The organism is Pseudoxanthomonas sp. JBR18, from assembly GCF_028198165.1.
Classification (GTDB): Bacteria; Pseudomonadota; Gammaproteobacteria; order Xanthomonadales; family Xanthomonadaceae; genus Pseudoxanthomonas_A.
On sequence record NZ_CP116339.1, the window covers coordinates 3,954,927 to 3,970,104 of the forward strand.

14 protein-coding genes are annotated in these 15,178 nt (G+C 66.8%); 4 read left to right on the forward strand and 10 right to left on the reverse strand.

The features are described 5' to 3' along the window. Nucleotides 1–3: 3 nt before the first annotated feature. Together PJ250_RS17835 and PJ250_RS17840 are read left to right on the forward strand one after the other, a co-directional pair. Nucleotides 4–432 (forward strand): hypothetical protein, encoded by a 429-nt coding sequence (locus tag PJ250_RS17835; RefSeq protein ID WP_271645946.1) that lies wholly within the window; start codon nucleotides 4–6, stop codon nucleotides 430–432. 11 nt (nucleotides 433–443) lie between these two features. Then, on the forward strand, nucleotides 444–848 hold the full coding sequence (locus tag PJ250_RS17840; RefSeq protein ID WP_271645947.1) for a hypothetical protein: 405 nt from the start codon (nucleotides 444–446) through the stop codon (nucleotides 846–848). 635 nt (nucleotides 849–1,483) lie between these two features. On the opposite strand, the gene guaA is transcribed toward PJ250_RS17840, so the two are convergent. The 3 genes from guaA to folD all read right to left on the reverse strand — a co-directional run bounded on the left by guaA (nucleotide 1,484) and on the right by folD (nucleotide 5,699). Beyond that, the gene (gene guaA / locus PJ250_RS17845) at nucleotides 1,484–3,049 is read right to left on the reverse strand and encodes a glutamine-hydrolyzing GMP synthase (protein ID WP_271645948.1); all 1,566 of its coding nucleotides are present in this window, start codon (nucleotides 3,047–3,049) and stop codon (nucleotides 1,484–1,486) included. Between the two features lie 183 nt (nucleotides 3,050–3,232). Further along, the gene (guaB, locus tag PJ250_RS17850; protein ID WP_271645950.1) at nucleotides 3,233–4,690 is read right to left on the reverse strand and encodes an IMP dehydrogenase; all 1,458 of its coding nucleotides are present in this window, start codon (nucleotides 4,688–4,690) and stop codon (nucleotides 3,233–3,235) included. A gap of 133 nt (nucleotides 4,691–4,823) precedes the next feature. Next, nucleotides 4,824–5,699 carry a bifunctional methylenetetrahydrofolate dehydrogenase/methenyltetrahydrofolate cyclohydrolase FolD gene (folD, locus tag PJ250_RS17855; protein ID WP_271645951.1) on the reverse strand — a complete coding sequence of 292 codons (876 nt, stop codon included), beginning with the start codon at nucleotides 5,697–5,699 and terminating at the stop codon, nucleotides 4,824–4,826. A gap of 49 nt (nucleotides 5,700–5,748) precedes the next feature. Here folD and PJ250_RS17860 point away from each other — a divergent pair, with 49 nt between their 5' ends. Continuing rightward, nucleotides 5,749–6,045, forward strand: a complete 297-nt coding sequence (locus PJ250_RS17860) for a DUF1244 domain-containing protein (RefSeq protein WP_271645952.1) — start codon at nucleotides 5,749–5,751, stop codon at nucleotides 6,043–6,045. Nucleotides 6,046–6,235: 190 nt separating this feature from the next. Then, nucleotides 6,236–7,813: an FAD-dependent oxidoreductase gene (locus tag PJ250_RS17865; RefSeq protein ID WP_271645954.1), complete on the forward strand. Its 1,578-nt coding sequence runs from the start codon at nucleotides 6,236–6,238 to the stop codon at nucleotides 7,811–7,813. A gap of 32 nt (nucleotides 7,814–7,845) precedes the next feature. Here the strand turns inward: PJ250_RS17865 and PJ250_RS17870 are convergent, their stop codons facing one another. The 7 genes from PJ250_RS17870 to PJ250_RS17900 all read right to left on the reverse strand — a co-directional run bounded on the left by PJ250_RS17870 (nucleotide 7,846) and on the right by PJ250_RS17900 (nucleotide 15,136). Then, nucleotides 7,846–9,042 carry a low temperature requirement protein A gene (locus PJ250_RS17870; RefSeq protein WP_271645955.1) on the reverse strand — a complete coding sequence of 399 codons (1,197 nt, stop codon included), beginning with the start codon at nucleotides 9,040–9,042 and terminating at the stop codon, nucleotides 7,846–7,848. Further along, nucleotides 9,039–9,293: a hypothetical protein gene (locus PJ250_RS17875; RefSeq protein WP_271645957.1), complete on the reverse strand. Its 255-nt coding sequence runs from the start codon at nucleotides 9,291–9,293 to the stop codon at nucleotides 9,039–9,041. The genes PJ250_RS17870 and PJ250_RS17875 overlap by 4 nt, the downstream gene beginning before the upstream one ends. 92 nt (nucleotides 9,294–9,385) lie before the next feature. Beyond that, a complete protein-coding gene (gene moeB, locus PJ250_RS17880) occupies nucleotides 9,386–10,483 on the reverse strand; it encodes a molybdopterin-synthase adenylyltransferase MoeB (RefSeq protein WP_271645958.1) in 1,098 nt (365 codons plus the stop codon). 41 nt (nucleotides 10,484–10,524) lie between these two features. Further along, nucleotides 10,525–11,742 carry a molybdopterin molybdotransferase MoeA gene (gene glp / locus PJ250_RS17885; RefSeq protein ID WP_271645959.1) on the reverse strand — a complete coding sequence of 406 codons (1,218 nt, stop codon included), beginning with the start codon at nucleotides 11,740–11,742 and terminating at the stop codon, nucleotides 10,525–10,527. 4 nt (nucleotides 11,743–11,746) lie between these two features. After that, nucleotides 11,747–13,144, reverse strand: a complete 1,398-nt coding sequence (gene der / locus PJ250_RS17890) for a ribosome biogenesis GTPase Der (RefSeq protein ID WP_271645960.1) — start codon at nucleotides 13,142–13,144, stop codon at nucleotides 11,747–11,749. Nucleotides 13,145–13,307: 163 nt separating this feature from the next. Further along, nucleotides 13,308–14,495 (reverse strand): outer membrane protein assembly factor BamB, encoded by a 1,188-nt coding sequence (gene bamB, locus PJ250_RS17895; RefSeq protein WP_271645961.1) that lies wholly within the window; start codon nucleotides 14,493–14,495, stop codon nucleotides 13,308–13,310. After that, nucleotides 14,495–15,136, reverse strand: coding sequence for a YfgM family protein (locus PJ250_RS17900; protein WP_271645963.1), 642 nt, complete (start codon nucleotides 15,134–15,136; stop codon nucleotides 14,495–14,497). The genes bamB and PJ250_RS17900 overlap by 1 nt, the downstream gene beginning before the upstream one ends. Nucleotides 15,137–15,178: the final 42 nt, after the last annotated feature.

Below are 15,178 nucleotides of genomic sequence, written 5' to 3' on the forward strand. Positions count from 1 at the left end.
CTTATGCCCCCTCAGCCCCCTACCCCGACTCAAGCCCTGGCCAAGAGCAACTCCAACAAGGTCGCCTTGTGCTGGTTGACGACAGCCGCTGGTGCCGTGCTTTTCGTCACCTTCCAGTTGTTCTTTTACGTAAACGACTTCGTGAGAGCGCAAGGAGCGACGCCGGCGATCACGTTTGATCCCGGGATACTGTGGGTGTTCCCCGCGTTCTATGGTTGCTGGATCGTCACGGTGCTTTTCGCGCTGATCGGAACGCGTAAAGCCCAGTGGGCTGCGCTGGTATTCGGCAGCCTGCTCGTCGTCCTGAATACCCTCGGGGGAATCGCCGACGGGTTGCGCGACGGTTGGTACGTCGCCTTTTCGGCAGTGTTCTTCATTTCGCTGCCCGGCGTGTTCGCTATCGCGACCACCTGGCATCACATCAAACGCTAAGGAAAACGGCCATGCCGATGAATAGCTCCGACTTCCCCTTGGTCTGGATGAATCTTGCGCAAGAACCCGGACATGATCACCAGAAGGACTTCGACGAGTTCGAAACCAATTTGCAGCGCGGAGAGCCCTTCGTGATCTTGAGCGATACCGCACCACCTGAAGAAGAGCACGAGCACTCGCCGGAAGAAAAGAAGCGCCTCGCGCTTTGGATGAAAAAACACAAGGTTGAATTGCGAAAACTGGTCCTGGCAATGATTCAGATCGAGCCGAACCAGGCCAAACGCCTGGGTTACAAGGCATTTGCGGTCCTTTTCGCCAAGTTCTGGGGCTACCCTCTGCTGCTTGCTGCTTCACGTGAGGAGGCAATAGAGATGGCGAGAGAGCTGCTCACCAAGGACGGAAAGGCCGTCCATTGATGGGCCACGCTGGCGTCGGATCTCCCATGAAATGTCTCGCCCGACCTTGGTAGACACCTCGGAGCCGTTCGCAATGGCCAGACAAGCGGCGTCAATGAGCGGCAAGCGGGATACGGACGAGCTCAGATCGAGGCAGTACGCCAGCTGACCAAGCGCGGTCATCGTAGGGTTGCGATGACCGCGCGCCTCGGTATCACAAAGCCCGGTCTCTCGGGCAGGATCCGGAAGTTCAGCAGACCCAAGCCCGGGCGCGCTCGCTGGCGGTCGAACATGGCGCTGAGGTGCGTCGCCTGAAAGGCCATCTCAGCGGGGTGTCCGGGGAACGTGACGTTAAAAAGCCGCCACGCACTTAGCCAAGACGCCCGGAGGGAGTACGTGTTCATAAGGGAGAGCACGTAGCTGTTTCGGCTGCTGCCGTGTGCCGTGTGCCGGGCGCTGGGCGTCCACCGCAGTGACTCCCATACTCGGTTGAAGCCGCCACTCAGTGCGCAGGGGAAGACCAGCGCTTGCTGGGCCCGATCAAGCAGACGTGGCGTGAGAGCGAGTGCGTCTACGCAGATCGCAAGGCGACGCCGGACCTGCGCGACGTTATGACGGACTTTCGATGGCTGGTGATAGCCCCGAAGGACCTGATCTCACTCCCACTCGATCGTCGCCGGCGGCTTGCCGGAAATGTCGTAGACCACACGCGAGACGCCGCGCAGTTCGTTGATGATGCGGTTGCTGACGGTGCCGAGGAAGTCGTACGGCAGGTGCGCCCAGTGCGCGGTCATGAAGTCGATGGTTTCCACCGCGCGTAGTGCGATGACCCATTCGTAGGCACGCGCGTCGCCGACCACACCCACCGACTTGACCGGCAGGAATACGGCAAAGGCCTGGCTGGTCTTGTCGTACAGGTCGGCCTTGCGCAGCTCGTCGATGAAGATGGCATCGGCCTTGGCCAGCAGCTCGGCGTACTCGGGCTTGACCTCGCCCAGGATGCGCACGCCCAGGCCCGGGCCGGGGAACGGGTGGCGGTAGACCATGGTGCGCGGCAGGCCGAGCTCGACGCCCAGGCGGCGCACCTCGTCCTTGAATAGCTCGCGCAGCGGCTCGACCAGGCCGAGCTTCATGTGCTCGGGCAGGCCGCCGACGTTGTGGTGGCTCTTGATCACGTGGGCCTTGCCGGTCTTGCTGCCGGCCGACTCGATCACGTCGGGGTAGATCGTGCCCTGAGCCAGCCACTTGGCGTTGGACAGCTTGCTGGACTCTTCGTCGAAGATGTCCACGAACAGGTTGCCGATGATCTTGCGCTTGGCTTCCGGGTCGGCCACGCCTTCAAGCTTTGCGAAATAGCGCTCGGCGGCATTGACGCGGATCACCTTGACGCCCATGTGCTCGGCAAACATCGCCATCACCTGGTCGCCCTCCTGCCAGCGCAGCAGGCCGGTATCGACGAACACACAGGTCAACTTGTCGCCGATGGCCTTGTGCAACAGGGCGGCGACCACCGAGGAATCGACGCCACCGGACAGCCCCAGGATCACCTCGTCATCGCCGACTTGCTCGCGCACGCGGGCGATCTGGTCTTCGATGATGTTGGCCGCCGTCCACAGCGTGGCGCAGCCGCAGATCTCGGTGACGAAGCGGCGCAGCAGGGTCTGCCCCTGCAGGGTGTGGGTGACCTCCGGGTGGAACTGCACGCCGTACCAGCGCTTGTCTTCGTTGGCCATGGCCGCGACCGGGATGCGATCGGTGGTGGCGGTGACGGTGAAGCCCGGCGGGGCCTTGGAGACGTGGTCGCCATGACTCATCCACACGTTGAGCCTGGCGGCACCCGGATGATCGGTCAGGCCCGAGAACAGCGCGTCGGGTGCGATGACCTCGACCTCGGCATGACCGAACTCGCGCTGGTCGGCGGCCTCGGTGGCCCCGCCCAACTGCGCGGCCAGGGTCTGCATGCCGTAGCAGATGCCAAAGATCGGCAGACCGCTGTCGAACACTTCCTGCGGCGCGGCGGGCGCGCCCGGCAGCGTGGTCGATTCAGGGCCGCCGGACAGGATGATGCCCTTTGCGCCGAAGGCTGCGATCTCGGCCGGATCGTGGTCCCAGGCCCAGATTTCGCAGTACACGCCGATCTCGCGGATGCGACGGGCGATCAGTTGCGTGTACTGCGCGCCGAAGTCGAGGATCAGGATCTTGTCGTGATGGATATTGGTCATCGGCCTGGCGCACCCTTGGCATCTGGATAAGACAACGCGCGCAAACCGGAACCTGCGCGCGTCACTTTGATTGTGTTCTTGCTGCCTTCCTGGCGCGAGATCTCGGCTTTGGAACGTCCGGCCCGGCCATCCGTGGCTAGACATTCGGCAGGCGGCGCGGCAGGGCCGCGCAAGCGGCCTGCCTTACCCCGCCCGGTAGTTCGGCGGTTCCTTGGTGATCTGCACGTCATGCACATGGCTCTCGCGCATGCCGGCGCCGGTGATGTGCACGAACTGCGGCTTGGTGCGCATCTCTTCGATGGTCGCGCAGCCCACGTAGCCCATGGTCGCGCGCAGGCCACCGACCAGCTGGTGGACGATGCTGCCGACCGAACCGCGATACGGCACGCGACCTTCGATGCCCTCGGGCACCAACTTGTCAGCATCGGAGGCGTCCTGGAAATAGCGATCCTTGGATCCTTTCTCCATCGCGGCCAACGAACCCATGCCGCGATAGCTCTTGTAGCTGCGGCCCTGGAACAGCTCGACCTCGCCCGGGGCTTCCTCGGTGCCGGCGAACAGGCCGCCGATCATCACCGTGGACGCGCCGGCGACTAGCGCCTTGCCGATATCGCCAGAGAAGCGGATGCCGCCGTCGGCGATCAGCGGGATGCGATCCTGCAGAGCCTCGGCGACCATGTCCACCGCGGTGATCTGCGGCACGCCAACGCCCGCGACCACGCGCGTGGTGCAGATCGAACCAGGACCCACGCCGACCTTGACTGCGTCGGCACCGGCATCCATCAACGCCAGCGCAGCGTCGCCGGTCACGATGTTGCCGCCGATGACCTGCAGCTGCGGGAAGGTCTTCTTGACCCAATTCACGCGGTCCAGCACACCCTGGGAATGACCGTGGGCGGTATCGACGATCACCACGTCCACGCCGGCAGCCGCCAGCGCCTCGACCCGCTGCTCGGTATCGCCGCCGACGCCGACCGCGGCGCCGACCAGCAAACGACTGGAGGCGTCCTTGGCAGCGTTGGGGCTGTCGGACTTCTTCTGGATGTCCTTGACCGTGATCAGCCCGCGCAGGGCGAAGCCGTCGTTGACCACCAGCACCTTCTCGATGCGGTGCTTGTGCAGCAGCTCCAGCACTTCCTCGTCGCTGGCGCCTTCGCGCACGGTGACCAGGCGATCCTTCTTGGTCATGATGTGGCGGACCGGATCGTCGAGCTTCTTTTCGAAGCGCATGTCGCGGCTGGTCACGATGCCGACCAGTTGGCCACCGTCAACGACCGGCACGCCGGAAATATTGCGGTCGCGGGTGAGCTTGAGGACTTCGGCGATGGTGGTGTCCGGGCCGACCGTGAACGGCTCGGTGATCACCCCGGATTCGAACTTCTTGACCCGGGCCACTTCGGCGGCCTGCTCGTCGACGCTGAGGTTCTTGTGGATGATGCCGATGCCGCCCAGCTGGGCCATCGTCACCGCCAGGCGATGCTCGGTGACGGTATCCATCGCGGCCGAGAGGATCGGCAGTTTCAGCTTCAGGTCGCGCGTGAGCCGCGTTTCCAGGCTGACGTCCTTGGGCAGGACGATCGAATGGGCGGGGACGAGGGAAACGTCGTCGTACGTCAGTGCTTCAGCCAGGATGCGGAGCATCGGCCACCTAACCGGTTCTTGGGAAGCGCGACATTGTACCGCAGCGCCGCAGGCTTTTCCTCAGTCCACGGATGGAAAGCAGCATTGAAAGCGCCAGCGGGCGGGACGCTCGGCCAAATCCCCCCTGCCCGGCTCAGCCGGCGTCGCCGGCTTCGGCCGCTTCCAGGGTGTTCTGCATCAGGGTGGCCACGGTCATAGGGCCCACGCCGCCGGGCACCGGCGTGATCCAGCTGGCGCGCGCCGCGGCGGCCTCGAAGCCAACATCGCCGGTCAGGCGGCCGTCCTCGAGCCGGTTGATGCCCACGTCGATCACCACCGCCCCGGGCTTGACCCACTCGCCGGGAACCAGGTTCGGCCGGCCGACGGCGACCACCAGGATATCGGCGTTGCGCACATTGGCCTCCAGTACCTCGGCCGGCGTGAACTTGTGGCAACAGGTCACCGTACAGCCAGCGATCAGCAGCTCCAGCGCCATCGGCCGGCCGACATGGTTGGACACCCCGACGATGGTGGCGTTGCGACCGCGCACCGGCTGATCGGTGTGCCCGAGCAGGGTCACGATGCCGCGCGGCGTGCACGGGCGCAGGCCGAATTCGCGCAAGGCCAGGTGACCTACGTTCTCCGGATGGAAGCCATCGACGTCCTTGCGCGGATCGATCCTGTGGATCAGCCGGCGCGCATCGGGAATCCCGGGCAGCGGCAGCTGGACCAGGATGCCGTGGATCGCCGGGTCCGCATTGAGTCGGTCGATCAGGGCCAGCAACTCGGCCTCGGTGGTGCCCGCCGGCAGGTCGTAATCGTGGGCGATGATGCCCACCTTCTCCGCGGCGCGCCGCTTGTTGCGCACATACACGGCGCTGGCCGGGTCGCCGCCCACCAGCACCACCGCCAGACCGGGCGCTGGCTTGCCCGCCGCCACGCGCACCTCGACCCGCTGCTTGAGCTGATCCAGGAGGTCCTCGGCGATACGACGTCCATCGAGGATGCGGGCGGGCATGGCAGCGGTCATCGGGGTGCGGTGTAGAGTCCTTGGCTCCCTATTGTCCCCGATTGCCCCCATGACCGACACCACGCAGTTCGAAGCCGCCGCCTTCCGCCGCCTGCTCCGGCATCTCAACGTCGAACGCCCCGACGTGCAAAACATCGATCTGATGATCCTGGCCGGCTTTTGCCGCAATTGCCTCTCGGACTGGTACCGCGAAGCAGCGGAGGCCGCCGGTACGCCGGTGAGCAAGGATCAGGCCCGCGAGGCCGTCTATGGGATGCCCTTCGCCGAGTGGAAGGCCCAGCATCAGGCCGAAGCCACTCCCGCCCAGCTGGCGGCCTTCGCCGAGGCGCGCAAGCGCCACGGCTGACGGGGATGATCTGCGGCAGGTCTTCGCGCCGGACGCCTGCGGATGGGCGCTGCATGCACGTGTCCATCACGCCAAACCCGCCCGGTACTGAACAACGGTGCTACGCATACGCGATCGCAGCGATTTGTTGACGTAGCCCTGCCAGCGAGGCCGGCAAGGTCGAAGCTCCCCCGTACGATCAGGTGAGCGCATGGCCACGATCCATTTCCAGACCCGCGACATTCCCGATGGCGGCATGCGCGGTTACGCCGCCGATGACCAGAAGATCCTGATCCTGCGTGATGGCGAACGCATCCGCGCGTTTCAGGGCACCTGTCCGCACGCCGGGGCCGACCTCAGCGAGGGCGTGCGCTGCGCCGGGCGCGTGGTGTGTCCCTGGCATCATGCGGCGTTCGATACCACCGATGGCGGCCTGCGCGAACCGCCGGCCACCGAGCACCTGACCCGGTTCGTGGTCGAGCGCGACGGCGATGGCTGGTGCGTGGATACCTCCCGCACCGCGCCGACCAGCGCGCCCATTCCCCAGCTGGCAAATGACCACGTGGTGATTGTTGGCGCGGGCGCGAGTGCGTTCATGACTGCCCAGACCCTGCGCCTGCGCGGCTATGCCGGGCACATCACCATGCTGGCGCCGGAAGGCGTGGCCCCCTACGACCGCACCATGCTCTCCAAGGCGTTTCTCGCCGGGGAAATGGACGCGGACGACCTCCCCCTCGGTGGGCAGGACTGGGCGGACAGGCAGCGGATCACCCTCGTCAAGACACCGGTTAGCGCCCTGGACATGGCCCACAAGCACGTCACCCTTGCTGGCGGGGAACGGCTGCGCTACGACCATCTGGTGGTCGCTACCGGCGCCTCGCCGGAGTCCGCCGACCTGCCAGGCGCAGACTTGTCCGGCGTGCACATGCTGCGTTCGCTGGATGACGCGAAGTCGCTGCGTGAGGGCGCCCAGGGGCAGGACATCGTCATTGTCGGGACGGGCTTCATCGGCCTGGAGGCCGCCGCCAGCCTGGTCGGCGATGGCGGAGCGAAATCGGTCACCGTGATTGGACCGGACGATCAGATCCTGCGCGGCTTGCTCGGCCCGGAGCCCGCTCGCGCCATCCAGGATCTGCATGCGCACAACGGCGTGCGCTTCCGTCTCGGCCAACGCGTGGAGGCGTTGCATGGCGATGGCCAGGTGGACGCGGTGATCCTGGAGGATGGCACCCGGGTGAAGTGTGGGCTGGCGCTGCTCGGCTTGGGTGTCACACCGGATGCAGGGCTGCTCGGCGAGTTCGTCGACGAGGACGGCGCAGTCAAGGTCGACGCGGGAATGCGCGTGGCGCCCAGCGTCTATGCGGTGGGCGATATCGCAGCGGCCCCCACCGCGTGCGGACGCCTACGCGTGGAACATTGGCGTGTGGCCATGCAGGAGGGCATGGCTGCGGCCGAAGCGATCCTCGCCCGCCAGCAGGGCGCCATGGACGGGCGCGTCCCCTTCTTCTGGACCATGCAGTACGGCAAGAGCCTGCGCTACGTGGGCCACGCCCGGCCCGGCGCTGAGCGCCACCTCTGGGGCGATCCCGGCAGCCTGGACTTCATCGAGTTCAGCCTGGAAGGTGGCTACGCCGTGGCGGCAGCCGGTGTCGGGCAGGGCAAGGCACTCGCGGCCTTCGAAGAACTCTTGCGCGGCGGCCGCTCCCCAAGCGCGGACGAGATCAAGGCGGGGCCTTTCGATCTGGTGCAAGCCTTGCAGGAGTCGGACGGTCAGCGTCGGGCGGCCTGATCCGTCTCGGCTGTGTGATCAGACGGGCGGCACTAGGCGTGTCGCCCGTTCTTGTCAGCGCGCATGCGCATGCGGCTGCGGGTCTCCAGGACCCCGGTCACGGCCGTATTGAGGCCTGCCAGTCCCAGCCACGGTGCGCCACCGGTCACGACGAGCAACAGCGCCAGCCCGATCAGGTGCGAGAGCGGGAAACGCGCATAGACCACGCGCTTGTAGAGGCCGTTGCCCAACAGGAACAACAGCGCGCCGCCAACTACCACCGCGAACGCCAACGCGGAAACATGTCCATGTCCGCCGGCGATGGCCAGCTCATTGCCGACCGCGGTCACGATCACGCTGCCCACCACAATCAAATGCATGTAGTGGAACAGCGCGCCATATCGTCCGGGGTCGTCGGCGTGGACGATCACCTCGGTGGCATCGCTCACGGCGGTGTTGAAATAGAGCCACCACATCGCCAGGCTCCCCACGAAAGCGACGCCGAACGCCGACAGCACCGCACCGGACCAGTCATGCGCATGGGCCAGGGTCGCACCGCTGACCAGGATCGATTCCCCCAGCGCGACGATGACGAACAGCGCGCAGCGCTCCACCAGATGCCCGCCCTCGATCGTCCACTCCCGAGCGCTGTCCGAGCGCCCCAGCCCGGGCAGGCGGAACCCGAACATCGGCGAGATGTATTCGCAAAGGATCGCCACGGCCCAGCACGCCAGGCGCCAGTTGCCGTCCAGCAGCCCACCGCAGATCCAGAACACTGCGCAAATGCACGCCCAGGCCAGGATCCGGCTGAAATTCGGCCCCAGCGGATGCGTGCCCAGCTGAAGCCGCAGGAACAGCGCCCGGCCCACCTGCATCACCGCATAGCAGCCGGCGAAGATCAGCCCGCGCTCACCGAAGGCCCCGGGCATCGCGGCGGCCATGACCAGGGCCACGCCCATCTGTGCGAACAGCAGCAGGCGGATCGGCCGCGTCTCCGGATCAAACCAGTTGGTGGCCCAACAGGTGTACTGCCAGCCCAGCCACACCGCGCACCAGAGCAGCAGGGCCTGCAACACGCCCAGGGCGGTGAGATGCGCGAGCAGGTAGTGCGAGACCTGGGTGACCGCGAAGACATAGACCAGGTCGAAGAACAGTTCCGCGTAATGGACCTTGGCTTCGTGCCCATCGCGCGCGCGTAGTAGCGGGTGGGGCTCGGTCGCCGCGCGCGCGGAATGCGCCGCAGCGCTCACCTCGGCCTCCGCAGCCTGATCGCCAGAATCCAAGCCAGCGCCACCGGCAGCGCGAAGATCAGCAACTGCAGCGGGGCCTCCTCGCCCAACGAGTAACCGTGCGACAGCCCGGTTCGCAGGTTCCAGCCTACCGCCAGCAGCCATAGCACGGTGAAGGCGACCGCGCCATGGCGCCGGTAGTGTGGCGGCATGCGGAAAACGGCGCCCACGGCGATGAGCAGGCCGGCCAGGATCAAGATCAGGGTGCGCATCGCGGGGAGCTTCGAAAGGACATGGACTGAAACGTTAACGCATCACTTCAGCCACGGGGAGCGCGATAGCAACGCTCCCTCCGCTCAGTCGCTCAGGTCCGGGCAGTCACCGCGCAGACCGGACACGTGGGATCGACCGGAAGCGCCAGTTCGTGAAACCGCATCGACAGTGCATCGAAGTTGAGCAAGCGCCCGGCCAGCGTCGTCCCGACCTGCAGCAGCAGCTTGATCGCCTCGGTGGCCTGCAGCAGCCCGATGACACCCGGCAGGACGCCCAGCACCCCGGCCTCGGCGCAGTCCGGCGCCAGCCCGGCGGGCGGCGGCATGGGGAACAGGCACCGATAACACGGCGCCCTGCCCGGTTGCCGGCCCGCATCGAAGACGCTGACCTGCCCCTCGAACTGCTGCACGGCGCCGTAGACCAGGGGTTTGCCGGCCGATACGCAGGCGTCGTTGAGGACGTAGCGCGTGCGGAAGTTGTCCGCGCCGTCGATGACCACGTCCACGCCGTCCAGCAGCGCGGCGACGTTGTCGGCATCGAGCCGCGTCTGGAGCGCCTGGACCGTCACACCGGGATTGAGCGCCTCCAGCGCGGCGGCGGCCGAGTGCACCTTGGCCATCCCGATCCGCGCCTCGGTGTGCAGGATCTGGCGCTGCAGATTGCTGCGCTCGACCGCGTCGTCATCCACGATCCGCAGCTGCCCGACCCCAGCGGCCGCCAGATAGTAGGCAGCCGGCGAGCCCAATCCTCCGGCGCCGACCAGCAGCACGCGCGATGCCAGCAGGCGGCGCTGACCCGCCTCGCCCACCTCCGGCAGCAGCAGGTGGCGTGCATAGCGCTCACCGAAATCGCGCTGTCCGGCCTCCAGCTCTGGGACGACCATGGGCAAGCCCTCGGCGCGCCAGCGCGTGGTACCGCCTTCCACCGTGGCAAGCCGCGTATAGCCCTGGCCCAGCAGGGCCTGCGCCGCCGCCAGGGAGCGCTGCCCGCTCTGGCAGATCAGCACGATCTGCGTCGAGGCGTCCGTCAGGAAGTCCGCTGGCTGCTCCAGCAGGCGCGCAAGCGCAATGCCCTGCGCGCCTTCGGCCTGCCCCTGGGCGCGCTCATGTGTTTCGCGTACGTCGACCAGCACGGCCCCGCCGCGCTGGCGCTGCAGTGCTTGTGCAGGCGTGAGGTGTTCGATGTCCATGCGCGGATTATCGTCCCCTCCGACACCGGCGGGCGCGAACGTCAGTAGGGCAGCACCGGCACCACGAAGCCGGCGGGATATTCGCGCTCACCGGCGTCCAGGACGATCAGCGCATCGCTGTCGGCCGCCCCGCGCAGCTGGTGGGAGGCTTCGGCCGGGTTGGGCTCGACCAGCAGGCTGCCATCGTCGGCGCTGTGCAGCCGCCCGCGCAGGAACTCCTGGCGCGCATGCGTCTTGCGCCAGGCGCTGGACAGGCGCGCCATGAAGCGCGGCCGCAGCTCCGCCCTGCCCTGCATCGCATCCAGCAACGGCCGGCCCAATGCCAGGAACGTGGCCAGGACCGAGACCGGATTGCCCGGCAGCCCCAGGAACGCCGCCCGGTCCAGCACGCCGAACAGCACCGGCATGCCGGGCTTGATCCGCACCTTCCAGAAATGCACTTCGCCGTGGGCCTGCAGCAGTCCGGGGACCAGGTCCTTCTCACCGGCCGACACACCACCAGCGGTGATGACCACATCGAAGGCCGCCGCCGCATCGCGCAGCGCGGTCTCCACGCGCTGCGGATCATCCGGCAGGCGCGGCCAGGCCACCGGCTCCAGGCCCAGTTGGCGCAGCAGCCCCATCAGCAGGTCACGATTGCTGTCGTAAATCCGCCCTGGGCCCAGCGGCATGCCGGGCTCGGTCAGCTCGTCACCGGTCGAGAACACCGCGACTGTCGGGCGAGGAAACACCGCCAGGTCGGACTGCCCGAGCGCCGCGGCAAGCGAGACCCGGGCCGGGGTCATGACCTGCCCCATCTCCAGGACCCGCGTACCGGCCTGCACATCCTCACCTGCGCGGCGCACGTCATTTCCAGCCGCCACGCCGGCGGGGACGATCACCTGCTCACCGCTCCAGTCGAGCAGTTCCTTCATCACCACCGTGTCGGCGCCTGCCGGGAGCGGCGCGCCGGTCGTGATCCGGGCGCACTGCCCTGCCCGCAGCGTCAGCCCCGCATCGGCCCCGGCGAACTGCTCGCCCACCAGGGTCAGGGTCGTCGGGCCGCTGTCACTCAGATCCACGCTGCGCACCGCAACGCCGTCCATGCGGCTGTTGTCGAACGGCGGCAGCGCAATGGCCGCGTCCACCGGTTCGGCCAGGATCCGTCCATCGACACGCTGGATCGCCAGACGCTGCGGGGTCAGGCGGCGCTGGGCGCCGACCCTGAGGACGGTCTCCAGCGCCTGGGCGTAATCGATGCGCGTCGGGAATGCAGCCATCGGCCTACTTACGTTTGGCGTGGCGGATTAGGCGCTTCTTCTTGGCCACCTGGCGCTCGGTCAGCACGTTCTTCTTGCCCTCGTACGGGTTGGTGCCCTCACGGAACAGGAAGCGCACCGGGGTGCCGACCAGTTTGAAGCGCTTGCGGAAGAAGTTCTCCAGATAGCGTTTGTACGATTCCGGCAACACCTTCAGGCGCGTGCCGTGGACGATGAAGGTCGGCGGGTTCTCTCCGCCCGGGTGCACGTAGCGCAGCTTGGACACGTGGCCACGGATGGATGGCGGCGGGTTGGACTCGTAGGCGATTTCCAGCGCCTTGTTGACCTCGCTGGTGCCGAAGGTGCGCGTGGCCGAGGCGTGCGCGCGATGGACCGCCTTGAACAGCTCGCGCAACCCCGAACCATGCTTGGCGGAGATGCGCACGGCTTCGGCCCATTCAACGAACCCCAGCTTGCGCGACAGCAACTGCTCGGCCTGCTGGCGCTGGTAGTCGGTCAGTCCGTCCCACTTGTTGACCGCCACCACCAGGGCGCGGCCGGCATCCAGGATCGCGCCCAGCACGCTGGCGTCCTGGTCGGTGACGCCTTCGGTCGCGTCCAGCAGCAACACCGCGACCTGGCATTGCTCGATGGCCTGCAGGGTCTTGACGATGGAGAACTTCTCCACGACCTCGTCCACCCGGCCCTTGCGGCGCAGGCCCGCGGTATCGACCAGACGATACAGGCGCCCGTCGCGCTCCATGTCCACGGCGATCGAATCGCGCGTGGTGCCGGGGACTTCGGAGGCGATCATCCGCTCCTCGCCCAGCAAGCGGTTGACCAGGGTGGACTTGCCGACGTTGGGCCGGCCCACGAACGCGATCCGGACCCGGTTGGGATCGGTATCCAGCGTCTCGCCGGCGCCCTCCTCCGGCAGCCGCCCCAACACCTCGTCCAGCAGTTCATCCAGGCCCTGCCGATGCGACGCGGACAGGCTCACCACGTCGGAGAACCCGTAGCGGGCGAAATCCGCCAGGGCGTTGTCCTCATCGACGCCGTCGATCTTGTTCAGCACCAGCATGGTGGGCCGGGCGGTCTTGCGCAGCCATTCGAGGATCTCGTCGTCCAGCGCCGAAGCGCCTTCGCGCGCATCGACCACGAACAGGACCAGATCGGCCTCGGCCGCAGCGGCGCGCGCCTGACGGGCCGTGGCGCCCGACAGACCCTCCTCGTCGCCGGCGATGCCGCCGGTGTCGACCAGCACGAAGGGCTGCTCGGGATCCAGGCGGCAGATGCCGTAGTTGCGGTCGCGGGTCACGCCGGGCTCGTCGTGGACCAACGCGTCGCGACTGCGGGTCAGCGCATTGAACAGCGTGGACTTGCCCACGTTTGGGCGGCCCACCAGGGCGACAAGTGGAAGCATTGGAATCGGTCCAGGACCGGGGTGTTGAAACAAGGGAAGGCCTGTGGCCGGGACGCCGCAGCAGTGCCGGCAGGCCCGCGCCAGGACGCGTCATGGCGCAACAGGATACGAAAACGGGGAGCCGGACGCATGTTCCGGCTCCCCGTGTCGGCAGCGGACGGGTTTACTTGATGCGGAACGCCGTCAGCTTGCCGTCGGTGTTCTGCACGATCAGCACGCCGTCGGCGAAAACCGGCTTGGCCCGGATCGGGTCGCCGCCGGCACGCTCACGCGCGACGATTTCACCATTGTCCAGCCGCAGCCAGTGCACGTAGCCGTCGTAGTCACCGACCACGGCGTAGTCGCCGTCCACCGTCGGCGCAGTCAGTGAACGACGCAGCAGCTTCTGGTTGGACCACAACGAACCGCCGCTGTTCTTGTCCAGCGACCACACCGCGCCCTTGTTGTCGGCAACCACCAAGCTGCTCGGACCGACGCCCAGCCCGGCAAACCCACCGTTGTCGCGGCTCCAGAGGGTGCGACCGCTGGGACCATCGACCGCGATGGTCGCGTTTTTGTAGCTGGAAGCGTAGATCGTGGTGCCATCGACCACCGGTGCGCCGTCCACGTCGGCCATGCGCTCCAGTTCGGTGCGCCCTTCGGGCTGGCCCACGGTCTGGTCCCACAGCGAGTGACCATCGTTGAGCGCCAATGCGCTCAGGGTGCCGTCGTCATTGCCCACGAACACGATGCCCGGCCCCAATTCCACCGGGCCATTGCCGCGCACGGTCAACGCTGGCTGTTCACGGTTCCAGAACCAGCGCCGGGTGCCGTCGGTGACCTGGTAGCACAGGACCTGACCGTCGTTGGCATGCACCAGCACGTTGCCCTGACCGATCACCGGCGGGGCGATCACCTCGTTGCTCGCCTGGGCGGTCCACTTCTCGTCCCCGGTGGCCGGGTCAAGGGCGATGACCTTGCCCGACAGCGTGCCGATCACCACCAGGCCCTCACCCGCACCGATGGCCGAGACGCGCTCGTCCTTCATCTTCTTGTGCCACAGCTCCTTGCCGGTCTGCAGGTCGAGCGCGCGCACGCCACCCTCGATCGCGGCTGCATAGACATGACCATCGGCGATCGCCGGGCCCTGACGGGTCCCGAGGAGCTTTTCACCATCACCGGCCTTGGCGGTCCAGACCTTGTCGACCTCGATCGACGGCTTGAACTTTTCCAAGGGCAGCGGTTCGACTGCGGCCTTCTCGGCGGCTTTCTTGTCATCGGTGAACCAGCCCTTGACGGTGGTGCACCCAGACATCACCGCGACGAGCGCGACGACCACGGCCACGCGCTTGAGGTTGACAACCAGTTTCATCAGATCGACTCCGCGGACCCGGGCGGGGTGCCGCCGGCATGGGTGAGTTTGATAGCGACGATGCGGCGCTGTGGCGATGCCACATCCATGCCGGTCATGGCCTTCAGATAGGTGTCGCGGGCCTCTTCAAGCTTGCCAGCCTGGACCAGCGCGTCACCACGCACTTCCAGGGCGGATGGGCTGTCATAGGAAGACAGCAGCTTGACGGCGTCCTCAGGCTTGCCGGCCGCATTGAGCAAGCGCGCCGCATGCAGGTCCGCGTAAGGCTTCATCGGGGAATCCGCAGCGACCTGCTTGAGGGTGGCCAGCGCGGCGTCTAGCTGCTTGGCCTTGACCTGTGCCTGGGCCAGTTCAAGGACAGCGAGTTGGGCATACAGCGACTGTGGAGACGCCTCGCGCAGCGCGGCGACCTTGGCCTGGGCCTGCTTGAGGTCATCGCCCCCGATCGCCTTGACCGCCTCGGCGTAGGCGGCATAGCCCGCCTGGGCCTGCTGGTCGCGGTGCTGCACCCACCACTTCCATCCAAAAATAAGTGCCAGTCCCAGCGCGATACCACCGATCAGTCCGGCGCCGTTGTTCTTCAGCCAGTTGCGGACGCGCTCACTCTGCTCGTGCTCGTCCAGCAGGTCATCAATTGCCATGCGTACTCTCGCCCCGCCAAGACGCGGGGTCATCAAATTGCT

Excerpts from the sequence above, each read along its gene's own strand:
- glp (WP_271645959.1), bottom strand. The coding sequence starts at position 11,742 with ATGGCTGCATTCCCGACGCGCATCGATTACGCCCAGGCGCTGGAGACC.
- PJ250_RS17860 (WP_271645952.1), top strand. The coding sequence starts at position 5,749 with ATGACCGACACCACGCAGTTCGAAGCCGCCGCCTTCCGCCGCCTGCTC.
- guaA (WP_271645948.1), bottom strand. The coding sequence starts at position 3,049 with ATGACCAATATCCATCACGACAAGATCCTGATCCTCGACTTCGGCGCG.
- PJ250_RS17875 (WP_271645957.1), bottom strand. The coding sequence starts at position 9,293 with ATGCGCACCCTGATCTTGATCCTGGCCGGCCTGCTCATCGCCGTGGGC.
- bamB (WP_271645961.1), bottom strand. The coding sequence starts at position 14,495 with ATGAAACTGGTTGTCAACCTCAAGCGCGTGGCCGTGGTCGTCGCGCTC.
- PJ250_RS17840 (WP_271645947.1), top strand. The coding sequence starts at position 444 with ATGCCGATGAATAGCTCCGACTTCCCCTTGGTCTGGATGAATCTTGCG.
- PJ250_RS17865 (WP_271645954.1), top strand. The coding sequence starts at position 6,236 with ATGGCCACGATCCATTTCCAGACCCGCGACATTCCCGATGGCGGCATG.
- folD (WP_271645951.1), bottom strand. The coding sequence starts at position 5,699 with ATGACCGCTGCCATGCCCGCCCGCATCCTCGATGGACGTCGTATCGCC.
- PJ250_RS17900 (WP_271645963.1), bottom strand. The coding sequence starts at position 15,136 with ATGGCAATTGATGACCTGCTGGACGAGCACGAGCAGAGTGAGCGCGTC.
- guaB (WP_271645950.1), bottom strand. The coding sequence starts at position 4,690 with ATGCTCCGCATCCTGGCTGAAGCACTGACGTACGACGACGTTTCCCTC.
- moeB (WP_271645958.1), bottom strand. The coding sequence starts at position 10,483 with ATGGACATCGAACACCTCACGCCTGCACAAGCACTGCAGCGCCAGCGC.
- der (WP_271645960.1), bottom strand. The coding sequence starts at position 13,144 with ATGCTTCCACTTGTCGCCCTGGTGGGCCGCCCAAACGTGGGCAAGTCC.
- PJ250_RS17835 (WP_271645946.1), top strand. The coding sequence starts at position 4 with ATGCCCCCTCAGCCCCCTACCCCGACTCAAGCCCTGGCCAAGAGCAAC.